The sequence below is a fragment of the Streptomyces sp. GbtcB6 genome, assembly GCF_019091475.1.
Lineage (GTDB): Bacteria > Actinomycetota > Actinomycetes > Streptomycetales > Streptomycetaceae > Streptomyces > Streptomyces hyaluromycini.
This window is the reverse complement of the sequence record NZ_JAGXJL010000011.1, coordinates 87,794-103,128: the sequence shown is the minus strand read 5'-3', so window position 1 is coordinate 103,128 and position 15,335 is coordinate 87,794. Positions and strand designations below refer to the sequence as shown.

Annotated in this window: 14 protein-coding genes; 8 read left to right on the top strand and 6 right to left on the bottom strand. The window is 72.5% G+C overall.

Going from position 1 to position 15,335, the window contains the following annotated elements; all coding sequences use genetic code 11:
• Position 1: 1 nt before the first annotated feature.
• Positions 2–529, bottom strand: a complete 528-nt coding sequence (locus KVT45_RS20275; protein ID WP_217549676.1) for an RNA polymerase sigma factor — start codon at positions 527–529, stop codon at positions 2–4.
• Positions 530–865: 336 nt separating this feature from the next.
• Between KVT45_RS20275 and KVT45_RS20270 the strand changes: the two genes are divergently transcribed.
• From KVT45_RS20270 to KVT45_RS20260, 3 genes are all read left to right on the top strand, one after another.
• On the top strand, positions 866–1,882 hold the full coding sequence (locus KVT45_RS20270; RefSeq protein WP_217549407.1) for an aspartate-semialdehyde dehydrogenase: 1,017 nt from the start codon (positions 866–868) through the stop codon (positions 1,880–1,882).
• A gap of 229 nt (positions 1,883–2,111) precedes the next feature.
• A complete protein-coding gene (gene pepN, locus KVT45_RS20265; protein WP_217549405.1) occupies positions 2,112–4,685 on the top strand; it encodes an aminopeptidase N in 2,574 nt (857 codons plus the stop codon).
• 201 nt (positions 4,686–4,886) lie between these two features.
• Positions 4,887–5,345: a DUF5707 domain-containing protein gene (locus KVT45_RS20260; protein WP_217549403.1), complete on the top strand. Its 459-nt coding sequence runs from the start codon at positions 4,887–4,889 to the stop codon at positions 5,343–5,345.
• 5 nt (positions 5,346–5,350) lie between these two features.
• On the opposite strand, the gene KVT45_RS20255 is transcribed toward KVT45_RS20260, so the two are convergent.
• Positions 5,351–6,850 carry an FAD-dependent monooxygenase gene (locus tag KVT45_RS20255; protein ID WP_217549401.1) on the bottom strand — a complete coding sequence of 500 codons (1,500 nt, stop codon included), beginning with the start codon at positions 6,848–6,850 and terminating at the stop codon, positions 5,351–5,353.
• A 162-nt stretch (positions 6,851–7,012) separates the two neighbouring features.
• Here KVT45_RS20255 and KVT45_RS20250 point away from each other — a divergent pair, with 162 nt between their 5' ends.
• On the top strand, positions 7,013–7,612 hold the full coding sequence (locus KVT45_RS20250) for a TetR family transcriptional regulator (RefSeq protein ID WP_217549399.1): 600 nt from the start codon (positions 7,013–7,015) through the stop codon (positions 7,610–7,612).
• 114 nt (positions 7,613–7,726) lie between these two features.
• Here the strand turns inward: KVT45_RS20250 and KVT45_RS20245 are convergent, their stop codons facing one another.
• The 3 genes from KVT45_RS20245 to KVT45_RS20235 all read right to left on the bottom strand — a co-directional run bounded on the left by KVT45_RS20245 (position 7,727) and on the right by KVT45_RS20235 (position 10,346).
• A complete protein-coding gene (locus KVT45_RS20245) occupies positions 7,727–7,990 on the bottom strand; it encodes a hypothetical protein (protein WP_217549397.1) in 264 nt (87 codons plus the stop codon).
• Between the two features lie 100 nt (positions 7,991–8,090).
• A complete protein-coding gene (gene malQ / locus KVT45_RS20240) occupies positions 8,091–10,136 on the bottom strand; it encodes a 4-alpha-glucanotransferase (protein ID WP_217549395.1) in 2,046 nt (681 codons plus the stop codon).
• Positions 10,137–10,346 (bottom strand): hypothetical protein, encoded by a 210-nt coding sequence (locus tag KVT45_RS20235; protein WP_217549393.1) that lies wholly within the window; start codon positions 10,344–10,346, stop codon positions 10,137–10,139.
• Positions 10,347–10,533: 187 nt separating this feature from the next.
• Here KVT45_RS20235 and KVT45_RS20230 point away from each other — a divergent pair, with 187 nt between their 5' ends.
• Genes KVT45_RS20230 through KVT45_RS20220 form a run of 3 tightly spaced genes read left to right on the top strand, consistent with a single transcriptional unit; the run spans position 10,534 to position 13,132 of the window.
• Positions 10,534–11,067 carry a PadR family transcriptional regulator gene (locus KVT45_RS20230; protein WP_217549391.1) on the top strand — a complete coding sequence of 178 codons (534 nt, stop codon included), beginning with the start codon at positions 10,534–10,536 and terminating at the stop codon, positions 11,065–11,067.
• The gene (locus tag KVT45_RS20225) at positions 11,064–11,762 is read left to right on the top strand and encodes an ABC transporter ATP-binding protein (RefSeq protein ID WP_217549389.1); all 699 of its coding nucleotides are present in this window, start codon (positions 11,064–11,066) and stop codon (positions 11,760–11,762) included. Before KVT45_RS20230 ends, KVT45_RS20225 begins: the two co-directional genes overlap by 4 nt.
• Positions 11,759–13,132 carry an ABC transporter permease gene (locus KVT45_RS20220; RefSeq protein WP_217549387.1) on the top strand — a complete coding sequence of 458 codons (1,374 nt, stop codon included), beginning with the start codon at positions 11,759–11,761 and terminating at the stop codon, positions 13,130–13,132. Before KVT45_RS20225 ends, KVT45_RS20220 begins: the two co-directional genes overlap by 4 nt.
• 107 nt (positions 13,133–13,239) lie before the next feature.
• Here the strand turns inward: KVT45_RS20220 and KVT45_RS20215 are convergent, their stop codons facing one another.
• Positions 13,240–13,776, bottom strand: a complete 537-nt coding sequence (locus tag KVT45_RS20215; protein ID WP_217549385.1) for an HNH endonuclease — start codon at positions 13,774–13,776, stop codon at positions 13,240–13,242.
• A gap of 375 nt (positions 13,777–14,151) precedes the next feature.
• Here KVT45_RS20215 and KVT45_RS20210 point away from each other — a divergent pair, with 375 nt between their 5' ends.
• A complete protein-coding gene (locus tag KVT45_RS20210; protein ID WP_217549383.1) occupies positions 14,152–15,255 on the top strand; it encodes a mechanosensitive ion channel family protein in 1,104 nt (367 codons plus the stop codon).
• The last annotated feature ends 80 nt before the right edge of the window (positions 15,256–15,335 follow it).

Sequence of the window (15,335 nt, the reverse complement as noted above, 5' to 3'; positions counted from 1 at the left end):
CTCACACCACCTCGTCCTCGTGCAGGCGGGCGCGCAGGGCCCGTACCGCCGTGTGCAGCCGGCTCTTGACCGTGCCCTCGGGGATGCCCAGTTCCTCGGCTATCCCGCGGACCGGCAGGTCGGCGTAGAAGCGCAGGACGAGGATCTGGCGCTGGGCGTCCGGCAGTTCGTCCAGGCCGCGGGCGACGGCGACGGAGAGCAGCTTGCTGTCCTCTCCGGAGGCGTGGTCGGGCTGGCGGAGGGAGGCGAGCCGCTCGCCGAGGCGTTCCTGGCGGCGCTTGGCGCGGTGCCAGTCCATGGCGAGGTGGGAGGCGACGACCGCCGCCCAGGCCGAGACGTCCCGCGGCGCCTCCTGGCCGTCGGCGGCCCGCTCCAGCAACCGCAGGCGGACCTGCTGTACCCCGTCCAGCAGGTCCGCCTGCGGTACGCCACCCAGCGCGAGCACCGCGCGCACCCGGCGCTCCTGGTCCGCGTCCAGAGGATCACCGTGCTGGTCCCCCTGGGCGCGGCGGGCCTTTCTGCGCAGCACAACCCACCCCCTCACCCCGTTTCTCCTACGACGCCGCAGCCCCCGGAAACGTTCGGCCGGATTCCCGGAAATCTTTTCCGCGGCTTCCGGGAGGCGTCCGGGGAGCTTCCGAGGCGTACGTCACACCGGCGCGCGGCGCAGCACAGCTTGCGGCGTGACGGCCAAGTGGAGGTAATTTCTGCAGCTCAGCGATGGTGCAGGCGGGAGTTCCACGGGCCGGCTGGTCCAGTCGGTGGGCATGTCGGGCAAAGAATTGGACAGGTGGACCCGGGTCGGCCGCATGATGGAAAGGCCAAAGGCCGCAGGCACAGGTCAACGTATGCAGAGGGAGTCGCCGTGAGGGTCGGAATCGTCGGAGCCACCGGTCAGGTCGGCACGGTCATGCGCGGGATCCTCGCGGAACGGAACTTCCCGGTCGACGAGCTGCGCCTGTTCGCCTCGGCGCGCTCGGCCGGGACCGTGCTCGACGGTGTGACGGTGGAGGACGCGGCGACCGCCGACTACACCGGCCTGGACATCGTGCTGTTCTCGGCGGGCGGGGCCACCTCGAAGGCGCTCGCGGAGAAGGTCGCCTCCCAGGGGGCCGTCGTGATCGACAACTCCTCCGCGTGGCGCAAGGACCCCGAGGTCCCGCTGGTCGTCTCCGAGGTGAACCCGCACGCGATCGCCGACCGCCCGAAGGGCATCATCGCCAACCCGAACTGCACCACGATGGCCGCGATGCCGGCCCTGAAGGTGCTGGACGCGGAGGCGGGCCTTCAGGCGCTGGTCGCCACCACCTACCAGGCGGTGTCCGGCTCCGGTCTCGCGGGCGTCGCGGAGCTGCACGGGCAGGTGCAGAAGGTCGCCGCCGACGCGGACAAGCTCACCCACGACGGCGGGGCGGTCGACTTCCCGGAGCCGCAGGTCTACAAGCGGCCCATCGCCTTCAACGTGCTGCCCTTCGCCGGCAACCTCGTCGAGGACGGTCTCAACGAGACCGACGAGGAGCAGAAGCTGCGCAACGAGTCCCGCAAGATCCTGGAGCTCCCCGAGCTGAAGGTCTCCGGCACCTGTGTCCGCGTCCCGGTGTTCTCCGGGCACTCCCTCCAGGTCAACGCCCGGTTCGCCCGCCCGATCTCCCCGGAGCGGGCGACCGAGCTGCTCGCCGACGCGCCCGGCGTCGAGCTGTCCGACATCCCCACCCCGCTGCAGGCGGCCGGCCGGGACCCGTCGTACGTCGGCCGGATCCGCCGCGACGAGACGGTGGAGAACGGCCTCGCGCTCTTCATCTCCAACGACAACCTCCGCAAGGGCGCCGCGCTGAACGCCGTGCAGATCGCGGAGCTGGTGGCGGCGGAGCTGTCGCGGTAGGGCCGAGCGCCCAAAGGGGTGCCGCGACCGGCCGTCGTGCGGGTGCGGGTGCGTGGGGGCTGGTCGCGCCCACGCGGCGGAGCCGCATATCGATACAGCCCCGCGCCCCTTTGGGGCGCGTTGCAGCGGGCGCCCCTGACCAAGCAATCTCGCGGGTTTTCCCTCGTCGCCCTCCCCACCGATGCCGTGGAAGGATGGCGCAACCCACACATAACGAGGAGATGACCGCGTGCCTGGCACAAACCTGACTCGCGAAGAGGCACAGCAGCGGGCGAAGCTGCTCACCGTTGACTCGTACGAGATCGCTCTCGACCTCTCCGGCGCGCAGGAGGGCGGTACCTACCGGTCCGTGACCACGGTGCGCTTCGACGTCGCCGGAACCGGCGCCGAATCCTTCATCGACCTGGTGGCCCCGGCGGTCCACGAGGTCACCCTCAACGGTGACCCGCTGGACCCCGCCGAGGTCTTCGCCGACTCCCGGATCGCGCTGCCCGGCCTGCTGGAGGGCCGCAACGTCCTCCGTGTCGTCGCCGACTGCGCGTACACCAACACGGGTGAGGGTCTGCACCGGTTCGTCGACCCCGTCGACGAGCAGGCGTACCTCTACACCCAGTTCGAGGTGCCGGACGCCCGCCGGGTCTTCGCCTCCTTCGAGCAGCCCGACCTGAAGGCGACCTTCCAGTTCACCGTGAAGGCGCCGACCGGCTGGACGGTCGTCTCGAACTCGCCGACGCCCGAGCCCAAGGACGACACCTGGGTCTTCGAGCCGACGCCCCGCATCTCGTCGTACATCACCGCCCTGATCGTGGGCCCGTACCACTCGGTGCACAGCGTGTACGAGAAGGACGGCCAGTCGGTGCCGCTGGGCATCTACTGCCGTCCCTCGCTCGCCGAGTTCCTCGACTCGGACGCGATCTTCGAGGTGACCCGGCAGGGCTTCGACTGGTTCCAGGAGAAGTTCGACTACGCCTACCCGTTCACCAAGTACGACCAGCTGTTCGTGCCGGAGTTCAACGCGGGCGCGATGGAGAACGCGGGCGCGGTGACCATCCGCGACCAGTACGTCTTCCGGTCCAAGGTGACCGACGCGGCGTACGAGACGCGCAGCGAGACCATCCTGCACGAGCTGGCCCACATGTGGTTCGGCGACCTGGTCACCATGGAGTGGTGGAACGACCTGTGGCTGAACGAGTCGTTCGCCACGTACACCTCCATCGCCTGCCAGGCGTACGCGCCCGGGTCGCGCTGGCCGCACTCGTGGACAACGTTCGCCAACTCCATGAAGACCTGGGCGTACCGGCAGGACCAGCTGCCCTCCACGCACCCGATCATGGCCGAGATCCGCGACCTGGACGACGTGCTCGTCAACTTCGACGGCATCACGTACGCCAAGGGTGCGAGCGTCCTGAAGCAGCTGGTCGCGTACGTCGGCATGGACGAGTTCTTCAAGGGCGTGCAGGCGTACTTCAAGCGGCACGCGTACGGCAACACGCGCCTGTCCGACCTGCTGGGCGCCCTGGAGGAGACCTCCGGCCGTGACCTGAGCACCTGGTCGCAGAAGTGGCTCCAGACGGCCGGCATCAACATCCTGCGCCCGGAGGTCGAGACGGATGCCGACGGTGTCGTCACCTCCTTCGCCATCCGCCAGGAGGCCCCGGCGCTGCCGGCCGGCGCCAAGGGCGAGCCGACGCTGCGCCCGCACCGGATCGCGATCGGCCTGTACGACCTCGACGAGGCGACCGGCAAGCTGGTCCGCACCGACCGGATCGAGCTGGACGTGGACGGCGAGCTGACGGCCGTACCGCAGCTGGCCGGCCGCCTGCGCCCGGCGGTGTTCCTGCTCAACGACGACGACCTGTCGTACGCCAAGGTCCGCCTGGACGAGCAGTCGCTGCAGTTCGTCACCGAGCACCTCGGCGACTTCGAGTCCTCGCTGCCCCGCGCGCTGTGCTGGGCGTCGGCCTGGGACATGACCCGGGACGCCGAGCTGCCCACCCGTGAGTACCTGTCCCTCGTGCTGTCCGGCATCGGCAAGGAGTCGGACATCGGTGTCGTCCAGTCCCTGCACCGCCAGGTGAAGCTGGCCATCGAGCTGTACGCCGACCCGGCCGCCCGTGAGGCCCTGCTCACCCGCTGGACCGACGCCACGCTGGCCCACCTGCGGTCCGCCGCGCCGGCGAGCGACCACCAGCTGGCCTGGGCGCGCGCCTTCGCGGCCACCGCCCGCACCCCGGAGCAGCTGGACCTCCTGGACAGCCTGCTGGAGGGCACCCACACCATCGAGGGCCTGGCCGTCGACACCGAACTGCGCTGGGCGTTCGTGGAGCGGCTGGCGGCGGTCGGCCGTTTCGACGAGGCGGAGATCGCGGGCGAGTACGAGCGGGACAAGACCGCCGCCGGCGAGCGGCACGCGGCCACCGCCCGCGCCGCCCGGCCGACGGAGGAGGCGAAGGCGGAGGCGTGGGCGTCGGTCATCGACTCCGACAAGCTGCCGAACGCCGTACAGGAAGCGGTGATCGGCGGCTTCGTCCAGACCGACCAGCGTGAGCTGCTGGCGCCGTACACCGACAAGTACTTCGAGATCCTGAAGTCGGTGTGGGACTCCCGCTCGCACGAGATCGCCCAGCAGATCGCGATCGGCCTCTACCCGTCCCTCCAGGTCTCCCAGGAGACCCTCGCCAGGACGGACACCTGGCTGGCCGCGGCCCAGCCGAACGCGGCCCTGGCCCGTCTCGTCTCGGAGTCCCGCGCGGGCGTCGAGCGCGCCCTGAAGGCCCAGGCGGCGGACGCGGCCGCCCAGTAGGCGGTACCTCGTCGGGGCGCCCGGTGGGATCTCCACCGGGCGCCCCGCCCTATGCGCGAAGTACCCATCACCCAGGACGAGTTGAGTATCCGTGCTCACGCCCGGGGCGCCCGCCCGTTGCCAGGATCGACGCAACGGCGCGGCAGAGAGCGCCGGGTCCATTCGGCTGAGACAGCCTGAGCCAGTTACGGAGAACTCGCCATGTCCCGTCGTATCGCCCTGTCCGTGGTCGCCGGTGTCGTCGTACTCGGAGGTGCCGGGGCCTTCGCCCTCGCCTACGCCGGCGACCAGGACCCGTCGCCCGCCCTGGCGCACAGCACCGTCCGCTTCACCGCCCCCGACGGCGGCCGGGACGGCTCGCTCTCCTTCACCACCGAGGTCACCGCGCCCTCCGGCGTCAAGAGCCTGAAGGTGCTGGCCTGGCCGGAGAAGTCCGAGTTCGCGAAGAAGCCGCTGACCGCCAAGGACATGGCCGAGGTGGCGTCGGCGACCTGCACGCCGGCCGGCGGCCACACCGTCCGGTGCGTCTACAAGGGCGGGATGACCGCCGCCGACATCGCGTCCTCCCCGCACGGCGCCTGGCACATCGCCGTGCTGGCCACAGCGAAGGACGGCCACACCACCCTCGACACCAAGGCCGCGGACTTCACCCTCGCGTGAACCGGTCACCCGAGGTGGGTGGCCAGCGCCTGCTCGATGTCCGGCGCCTGGGCGTCCTCGCCCGCCCAGGCCACGTATCCGTCCGGGCGCACCAGAACGGTCGTACGGCGACCGCTCCGCCACTGCGCCACGGCCAGCCGGCCGGCGTACCGCGTACCCGCGTCGTACCCGCCCGGGCCCGGGGTGACCAGGACGAACCGGCCGCCGCGCAGCGCCTCGTACAGGCGGCCGCAGTCGGCCGAGGCGCCGGCCAGGGCGAGGTCGGGAACCCTGGTGCCGGTGAGACGGTGAGCGCCCCGCGGCGCGGGGTAGCGGTAGCCGATGCCGGTGATCTGGCCGATGATCCTGCGGCGGACCGGGCCGGCGTGGCCCAGCGCGCGGATGAGTACGCTCCGCGCCGCCAGCAGCGGGCCCCTGGCCATCGCGAGGCGGACCAGAGCGCCGCTGCTGCGCAGGACCGACCTGCCGACCGGGTGGCGTTCGCTCTGGTAGGTGTCGAGCAGACCCGGGTCCGCGTGGCCGTGCAGCACGGCGGCGAGCTTCCAGCCGAGGTTGGCCGCGTCCTGCAGGCCGGTGTTCATGCCCTGGCCGCCGGCCGGGGTGTGCACGTGCGCCGCGTCACCGGCCAGGAAGACCCGGCCGACCCGGTAGCTGGGCACCTGGCGCTCGTCGCTGTGGAAGCGGGACATCCAGCGGGCGTCGTGCATCCCGTAGTCCTTGCCCAGAGCCAGCCGGGTGATCTCCCTGACCTCGTCGAGGCCGACCGGCTCGTGGTCGGGGACGTCGCGGCCGCGGTGCCAGCAGATGACCCGGTAGTAGCCGTCGCCGAAGGGCGCCAGGAACGCGAACGCGTCGCCGACCGCGGCGGCCGTCAGCAGTGTCGCGGGCTTCTCGGCGAGCAGCACGTCGGCGAGGACGACGGACCGGATCGCCGACCTCCCCGGGAACGGCAGCCCGACCGCCTCCCGTACGGCACTGCGCATCCCGTCGGCGCCGACCACGTACGCGGCGCGCAGGTTCTCGCCACCGCTGACGTGCACGGTGACACCGGCCGCGTCCTGGGTCAGGCCGGTCACCTCGGACTCGTTGCGGAAGTCGACGCCCGCCTCGGCCGCCCGGCGCTCCAGCGCCTTCTCGACCTCGTACTGCGGGAGGACGAGGACATGCCGGAAACGGGAGGGCAGGGTGCCGAGGTCGAGGGTGAACCGGCCGAAGAGGCTGAACCGGGAGAGAGGTTCGCCGACGGCTTCGAGTTCGTCGGCGAGGCCCCGCGCGTCGAGCTGCTCCAGGGCGCGGGCGTGCAGGGCGAAGGCGCGGGAGAGGTTGCTGATCTTGTGGGGGCGCTTTTCGAGGAGGGTGACCGGGACGCCGGCGGCGGCGAGGTCACCGGCCAGGAGAAGGCCGGTGGGGCCGGAGCCGACGACGATCACACGGGAGGTTTCGGAGCCGGAGCCGGGGGCGGGGGCCGGGCCGGTGGCTCCCGGGGTGCCAGTCGTGCCGTTCATGGGGGCCTCCTGGATCTGGATGCCTGCACTCGTTTGCCAACATCTGTTGACCAGCACACGTTGACCAACACCTGTTGACCAACGCTTGTTGACCAGACTAGGGCGGGCCGATTTCGCAGTCAACACTTGTTGGCCCACACCTGTTGGCCTACGCTCGTTGGCATGACCGGCACCCCCAGTAGAAGCACGGATTCCACGAACGGCCCGGCGGCGCGCCGCTCCGACGCCAGCCGCTCCGCCATCCTGGCCGCCGCCCGCGAACGCTTCGCCGCCGACGGCTACGAGCGCGCCACCATCCGCGCCATCGCCAAGGACGCCCACATCGACCCCTCGATGGTCATGCGCTACTTCGGCAGCAAGGACGGCCTCTTCGCGGCCGCCGTCACGCTCGATCTGCGGATGACCGACGTGTCGCAGGTGCCGCCCACCGAGGTCGGGCGGGCGCTGGTGGGCCACTTCCTGGACATCTGGGAGGCGAACGAGGAGCTCACCGCGGTGCTGCGGGTCGCCGTCACCAACAAGGCGGGCGCCGAGCGCCTGCAGGGCATCTTCCGGGACCAGGTGGTGCCGGTGGCCCAGCGGGTGTGCCCGGACCCCGAGCAGGTGGCGACGCGGGCGGGGCTGTGCGCCGCGCAGCTGATGGGGCTCGCGCTGACCCGGTACGTGGTGCGGCTGCCGCCGGTCGTGGCGCTGGCCCGCGAGGAGATCGAGGCGTGGCTCGGGCCGACCGTGCAGCGGTATCTGACCGCGCCGAGCCCCTGAGTGACGCGCCCCCTGGGGGATGCGCCCCCGAGGAATGCGCCGAGGGCGCCGGTCAGCTCCCGTACGTGCGGTACGTACGGAAGGCGACCGGCGCCCTCGGTGGAGAAGCGGGTGTCAGGCCTTCGCCTTGGCCTTCGCGCCCGGCTTGGTGACCCGGATCTTGGACTTGTCCAGCACCATCACCAGACCGGCGATGACCGCGAACAGCACGAGCGGGGCCAGGACGTAGAGACCCAGCGTCTGGACGACGCTCAGGCCATTGCCGGGGTCGTCACCGTCGTCACGCGTGAGCGCGAGGGCGGGCGACGACATGAGCAGCATCATCAGCGTCGTACCGGCAGCCAGGGCGCCGGCGCGCAGGGCGTTCTTCTTGTCCACGAACCCAAAGTTAGCGGGCCGACTTGGGCGGCGCGCGCCCGGGGGTACCTGTACCGGCCGCCGCGGGCCGCGGCGGCCGTCCCGGGGGCGGCAGTCCTCCTCACACCGTGGACGGGCGGTCGGTGTGCAGGGTCCGGAACAGCGCGCGTACCCGCTCCGAACCCGTCAGCTCCTCCAGGGTCACCGGGCGGCCCTTCGCGTCGGCGATCGGCAGGCGCCAGTTCGGGTACTGGTCCCAGGTGCCGGGGAGGTTCTGGGGGCGGCGGTCGCCGACGGTGTCCGGGAGCCAGACGCCGATCATGCGGGCCGGGGTGCGGAGCAGGAAGCGGTGGACGGCCCGGATCTCGGCCTCCTCGTCGCCGGTGTCGGCGGCGGCGAGCAGGCCCAGGCGGGTCAGCAGGGCCAGCCACTCCGCGGTGTCGGCCGCCGACTCGGCCCGTTCCTCCGCCAGCGGGCGGGTGAGCAGACCGAGGCGGTCGCGGAGTTCGACGTGTTCGCCGGTGAGGCGGGCCGCGGTGGGCGGCAGGTCGTGGGTGGTGGCGGTGGCGAGGCAGTCGGCGCGCCAGCGTGCCGGGGGCAGGGGGCGGCCGTCGCCGTCCCAGTCCCGTTCGAACCAGAGCACGGACGTGCCGAGCACCCCGCGTCGTTCCAGCGTCTCGCGCACCCCCGGCTCCACGGTGCCCAGGTCCTCCCCGATCACCACCGCTCCGGCCCGGGTCGCCTCCAGGGCCAGCAGGGCGAGCATGGCCTCGGCGTCGTAGCGGACGTACGTGCCCTCGGTGGGCGGGCTGCCCTGCGGCACCCACCACAGCCGGAACAGGCCCATCACGTGGTCGATGCGCAGGGCTCCGGCGTACCGGAAGAGGGCGCGCAGGAGTTCGCGGAACGGGGCGTGGCCGCCGGCGGCGAGGCGGTCGGGGCGCCAGGGCGGCAGGCCCCAGTCCTGGCCGCGGGCGTTGAAGGCGTCGGGCGGGGCGCCGACGGACATCCCGGCGGCGAAGTAGTCCTGCTGTGCCCAGGCGTCGGCGCCCGCGGGGTGCACGCCGACGGCGAGGTCGTGCACGATCCCGACCGGCATGCCGGCCTCGCGGGCGGCGCGCTGGGCGGCGGTGAGCTGGGTGACGGTGAGCCAGGCGAGGCGGGAGTGGAAGCCGACCCGGTCGGCCAGCTCGGCGCGGGCGCGGGCGGTCTCCGGTGAGCGGGGCTCGCGCAGGGCCTTCGGCCAGCGGTGCCAGTCGGAGCCGTGCCGTTCGGCGAGCGCGTACCAGGTGGCGTGGTCCTCCAGGGCCTGCCCCTCCTCGGCGCGGAAGGCGTCGTAGGCGGCCTGCCGGCCGGGGGTGAGCGGTGCGGCGGCCGCCTTCTCCAGCGCCTCCCGCTTCAGCTCCCAGACGGCGTCCCGGTCGATGAGGGCGCCCTGGTCGAGGACGGCGGAGCGCAGGCCTTCGGCACGGTCCGTGACGGCGGGGGCCGCGGTGTACTCGGGGACGGCCTCCGGCCGCAGGTGCACCGGGTCGGGGAAGCGGCGGGAGGAGGGGCGGTAGGGGGACGGGTCGGTCGGGGCTCCGGGCACGGCCGCGTGCAACGGGTTGACCTGCACGAACCCGGCGCCCGCGGTGCGTCCGGCCCAGTCGGCCAGCTCGGCGAGGTCCCCGAGGTCGCCCATGCCCCAGGAGCGGCGGGACAGGAGCGAGTAGAGCTGGACGAGGATGCCGTACGAGCGGGTGGCGGGGGTGGGCAGCCGGTCGGGGGCGACGATCAGGTGGGCGCGGGCGGTGCGGCCGTCCGGGGCGGCGGCGGTCAGCAGGTGCACCCCGAGCGGCAGACCCTCCGCATCGTCCCGGGTCTCTCCGTCCTCCGTCCGCACCTCCAGGCGAGTGCCGGCGGGCAGGCCGAGGTTGATCTCGTCGGCGCCCGCCCAGTGGACGACCGTCGGCGGCAGCAGCCGTTCGGCGAGTTCCCGCTCCCGGTCGGCGAGGGCGGTGCGGACGGCGTCCGGGCCGCTCGCGTCGACACCCAGGGCGCCGAGTGCGGCGGTCACGGCACCGGCGGAGGCGGCGACCGTACGGTCCGGGGCGGGGCTGTAGGAGGTGGCGACGCCGTGCAGCTCCGCGAGCCGGCACAGCCCCGGGTCCAGGGCTTCGTTCATCTACAACCCCGGCTCGCTGGTCAGCGGGGCCGCGTCGGCGAGCGGCGGCTCACTGGTGAGGGGCTCGGCGTCGGGCAGCGGCGGCTCACTGGTCAGCGGGGCCTGCGCGGACGCCCCCTCGGCGCCGGACACGGACAGGTGGGGCTCCTCGTCGGTCTCCACCGCGGGTTTGAACTGGGCCGGGATCGGATGATGCACCGTTGCGGCCACGGCGGCCTCCTCGTCATGACGTCGGGTACGGCGGCGAACGCCGGGTCAGAGGAGCCCTACCCCGTCGTCGCGAGGGCACGCGTGACGACCGGGCCCCGCCCCCGCGAACCGGCCGCGTCCGGGTGTTCGACGGATTTCCGGGGATCACTATTCACTCAGTACATGTATCGAGTGCATACTGGTCCCCATGAGCACCCGGCACATTCTTCTGGGGCTGCTGGAGGCAGGGCCGAGTCATGGCTACGACCTCAAACGGCGCCACGACGAACGCTTTCCGCAGGCCCGTCCGCTGGCCTACGGGCAGGTGTACACGACCCTGCAACGCCTGGTCCGTGACGGTCTCGCCGAGGTCGAAGGGACCGACGCCGACGGGGGGCCGGAGCGGACGCTGTACCGGTCGACGGACGACGGGGCACGTGAACTGGCCCGCTGGGCCGGGGAGATCGCGCCGCCCGTGCCCTTCGTGGCGAACGAGATCTTCGCGAAGGTCGTCGTCTCGATCCTGGCCGGCGGCGATCCGGCCGCCTATCTGCGCACCCAGCGCGCCGCGCACATGGAGCGGATGCGGGAACTCACGGCCGTGAAGACGGCCCCGGGCGCCGATCTGGCGACCGTGCTCTCGGCGGACTACGCCCTCAACCACCTCGATGCCGACCTCCGCTGGATGAACACCACGGCGGCCCGGCTGACCACTCTGACCGCGGAGGTCGACGCAGCATGACCAACAAGGGGGACTCCTCGGTGCCGCTTCTGGCGGGCCGGGACCTCGTCAAGGCGCACGGCAGGACAGAGGCACTGCGCGGCGCCTCCGTCGAGCTGCACGCCGGCGAGATCCTCGCCGTGACCGGGGCCAGCGGCAGTGGCAAGTCCACGCTGCTGCACTGCCTCGCCGGTATCGTCCGACCGGACACCGGCTCGGTGGCCTACGACGGGCTGCGGCTCGACCGGCTGCCGGAGAAGCGGCTGAGCGAACTGCGGCGCTCCGACTTCGGCGTGGTCTTCCAGTTCGGGCAGCTGATCCCGGAACTGACCGCCCTCGACAACGTGGCGCTGCCGCTGATGCTGGCCGGAGCGGCCCGCACCGAGGCCCGGGCACGGGCCGGCGAGTGGCTGGAGCGGTTCGGGGTGCGCGGTCAGGAGGAGCTGCGGCCGGGCGAGATGAGCGGCGGCCAGGCGCAGCGGGCCGCCCTGGCACGGGCGCTGGCGACCGGCCCGAAGGTGGTCTTCGCGGACGAGCCGACGGGGGCGCTGGACTCGCTGGCGAGCGAGCAGGTGATGACGTCGCTGGTGCACACGGCCCGCGAGTCGGGCACAGCCGTGCTGCTGATCACGCACGACGCCCAGGTCGCGGCCTACGCGGACCGCGAGGTGCGGCTGAGCGACGGGACCGTGGCGCCTGTGGGGGTGGCGGCGTGAGGGCCGATCTGCGACTGGCGCTGCTGCTCACGCGGGGGTCGGACCGGCGGGAGTGGTGGCGGGTCCTGCTGACGGCGGTCGGGGCGGCGCTGGCGACCGGCATCGGGCTGGTGATCGCGGTCCTCGTCCCGATGGACGGGCAGTACAGCGTCCCGGTCGGCTCCGGGCTGCTCGACGAGCCCGGGACCCGCAATGGAGTGATCACCGCGCTGATGCTGCTGTTCATCCCGGTGTTCGGGTTCCTCGGGCAGTGCGCGCGGGTCGGCGCGGTGCACCGCGACCGGCGGCTGGCCGCGCTGCGACTGGCGGGTGCCACGCCCGCGCAGGTGCGGCGGATCGCGGCGCTGGAGTCGGGGCTGGCCTGCCTGGCCGGTTCGGCCGTGGCCACGGTGTTCTCCGTGCTGTCCCTGCTGCGCCTGTGGCACCGTCCCGACCCGGCGGCCTGGGCCGGCATCGCCCTGGTGGCCATGCTGGTGCCGGTCCTGGGAGCGGCCGTGAGCGCTCTGGCACTGCGCCGGGTGGTGGCCTCGCCGCTGGGCCGGCTCCGACGGGTGCGGCCGGCCAAGGGGCCGGGACGGGTGTTCCTGGTGGCGACCGGGTTGCTGGCCGTGCTGGCGGTGCTGGTCGCGCTGACCGCGTTCGCCGGCGATCCCTTCTCGTTCCCGCTCGTCGAGTTCGCCCTCGGCCCGCTCACGGTCTTCGCGGTGTGTCTGCTGGTCGGCGCCTCGGCGGTGTGGCTGGCGGGCTGGTCGTCCCGGTGGCTGGGCCGGGTGTTCACCGCCCGTGCGCAGAGCCCGGCGCTGCTGATCGCGGCGGAACGGCTGCGCGACGACCCCTGGGCGGCGGCCCGCACGCACGCGGCCGTCCTGCTGGTGACGGTCGTTGGCACGGGATTCGTGGGGGTGCGGCAGGTGCTGCTCGCGGTTCTGCACGCCATGGACCGAGCAGACCACCTCGGCACGGACCTCACGTACTACACGACGGGTCTGGACCTCACGGCTGCCGCGATCCTCGTCGCCCTGGCGATCGCCCTGTCCGGTCTCGCCGTCGGCACCGCCGAGTCGCTGGCCACCCGGCGCCGGGGCCTGGCCGCGCAGGCCGCCGCCGGAGTGCCTCGGGGTGTGCTGGGCCGGGCGCTGCTCCTGGAGACCGCGCTGCCGCTGGCCCCGGCGGTCCTGGTGGCGGGCACGGGCGGCATGGCGATCGGCGTCTGGTACGCCGCCGTCGCCGCGGGGCGCACCTCGCCGGCCGTGCCGTACCAGGCCCTGCTGGTTCCGCTCGCGGTCTACGGCGCCTGCCTGCTGGCGGCGGCCACCGCGCTCCCGCTGCTGCACCGCTCGGTGCGTCCGGCGGAGCTGCGCTACGCGTGACCGCCGGATGAGTGTCCGGCCCCCGGGGGCACGGGGGACCCCCGGGGGCACGGGGACCCCCGGGGGCCGGAGCACACGCGCGGCCGGGTATGCGAAAGCCCGGATCGTCAGGCGGAAATGCCGTCGATCCGGGCCAGAGCGTCGTCCGCGCCAAACGGCTGCAAGTACGGCAGCCAGCGCGGGTCCCTATGGCCGGTCCCGATGATGCGCCAGGCCAGGCCGGTGGGTGGGGCTGGTTTGTGCCGCAGCCGCCAGCCGATCTCGAAGAGATGGCGGTCGGCCTTGACGTGGTTGCAGCGGCGGCAGGACGCCACCACGTTGTCCCAGACGTGCTGACCCCCGCGACTGCGCGGGATGACGTGGTCGACGCTGGTTGCGACGCCACCGCAGTACATGCACCGGCCCCCGTCGCGCGCGAAGAGCGCCCTGCGGGTGAGAGGAACGGGCCCCCGGTAGGGAACCCGTACGAATCGCTTGAGCCGGACCACGCTGGGTGCGGAGACTGTGACGGTTGCGCTGTGCATATAGGCGCCGGATTCCTCCAAGGCGACTGCCTTGTTCTCCAGGACGAGGACGAGCGCGCGGCGGAGCGGTACGACGCCGAGCGGCTCGTACGACGCGTTGAGGACCAGGACATGCGGCACGGGGGCCTCCTTGGGCGTCGGCGGCGCGTGGCTCGCGCCGGGACGATCTGTGGCCAGTCTCCCCTCCTGCCTGGTGGACGCGCCACCATCTCCCGGTAACGGGCTGGGAGTGTTTTCGACCACATCGCATTCATCCCCCGGTTGCACCCCTTTTCAAGCGGGTCTGTTCCAGCGGGAGTAGCCGCCCTGTTCAAGCGCGAGTAAGGAGCGGGCGTGAGGACGGTCTCTCCTTCTCGTATCGGCCGGGCCCACACACAATGCCCCGTTAGTGTGGTGTTCCTGCCCGTCCGGTGACCTTTCCGTGACCTTGAACGCCGTACATGACCTTGAACGCCGTACCGGAGGGCAGTACCGCACCGCCTGGAGGTACCCGCCGTGTCCTTGCCCGCCGTCCTACTGGCCGCCGGTTCGTCGCCGTCGCCGACCCCATCGGAGTCGCCGACAACGACCGTGCCCACGCTCCAGGACGCCCAGGAGAGCGCCGCGAACACGGCCAGCTGGGTCGAGCAGAACTGGTCGACGTGGCTGGCGATCGGGCTGAAGGTGCTCCTGGTCGTGGTGATCGCGGTGGTGCTCAGAAAGGTCGTGCTGCGGGCGATAACCAAGTTCATCGACCGGATGAACCGGACGGCCGAGTCGGCGGAGGGCACCACCCTCGGCGGGCTGCTGGTCAACGCCGAGCGGCGGCGGCAGCGCTCGCAGGCGATCGGGTCGGTGCTGCGGTCGGTGGCGAGCTTCCTGATCCTCGGCACGGCCGCGCTGATGGTGCTGAGCAGCTTCCAGATCGACCTGGCCCCGCTGCTGGCCTCCGCCGGTGTCGCCGGTGTCGCGATCGGTTTCGGCGCCCGGAACCTGGTCACGGACTTCCTGTCCGGCGTGTTCATGATCCTGGAGGACCAGTACGGCGTCGGCGACTCGATCGACGCGGGGGTGGCCTCCGGCGAGGTCGTCGAGGTCGGCCTGCGGGTGACCAAGCTGCGCGGCGCGGACGGCGAGATCTGGTACGTGCGCAACGGCGAGATCAAGCGCATCGGCAACCTCTCGCAGGGCTGGGCCACGGCCGGCGTCGACGTCACCCTGCGGCCCAGCGAGGACCTGGACCGGGTGCGGGCCACCCTGGACGAGGTCGCCGAGAAGATGTCCAAGGAGGAGCCCTGGAACGAGCTCCTGTGGGGGCCGATCCAGATCCTCGGCCTGGACTCCGTCCTCATCGACTCGATGGTCGTCCGGCTCTCGGCCAAGACCATGCCGGGCAAGGCGCTGACCGTGGAGCGCGAGCTGCGCTGGCGGATCAAGCGGGCCTTCGACGCGGCGGACATCCGGATCGTCGGCGGGGGCCCGGTCGCGACCTCGGAGGCCGAGGCCGCGGACCCGACGGACGGCGTGGCGGCGCCGTCGGCGTTCTCCAACTCGGACTCGCCGCAGGTGGCGGCGACGACGCCGATCGCCGCGCAGCGGTCGTCGGCGGCAGGGAAGTAACGGAACGGTTCAGTACACTCGTTCGAGTGAACAGGTGGGGCATTCCGACGCCGGGAGCGCGGGGTGCCCCACGCTTTCCG

Bases quoted from the DNA above. Each gene is read 5' to 3' on its own strand.
- malQ (WP_217549395.1), bottom strand. From the start codon at position 10,136: ATGAACGAAGCCCTGGACCCGGGGCTGTGCCGGCTCGCGGAGCTGCAC.
- KVT45_RS20230 (WP_217549391.1), top strand. From the start codon at position 10,534: ATGAGCACCCGGCACATTCTTCTGGGGCTGCTGGAGGCAGGGCCGAGT.
- KVT45_RS20225 (WP_217549389.1), top strand. From the start codon at position 11,064: ATGACCAACAAGGGGGACTCCTCGGTGCCGCTTCTGGCGGGCCGGGAC.
- KVT45_RS20250 (WP_217549399.1), top strand. From the start codon at position 7,013: ATGACCGGCACCCCCAGTAGAAGCACGGATTCCACGAACGGCCCGGCG.
- KVT45_RS20255 (WP_217549401.1), bottom strand. From the start codon at position 6,850: ATGAACGGCACGACTGGCACCCCGGGAGCCACCGGCCCGGCCCCCGCC.
- KVT45_RS20260 (WP_217549403.1), top strand. From the start codon at position 4,887: ATGTCCCGTCGTATCGCCCTGTCCGTGGTCGCCGGTGTCGTCGTACTC.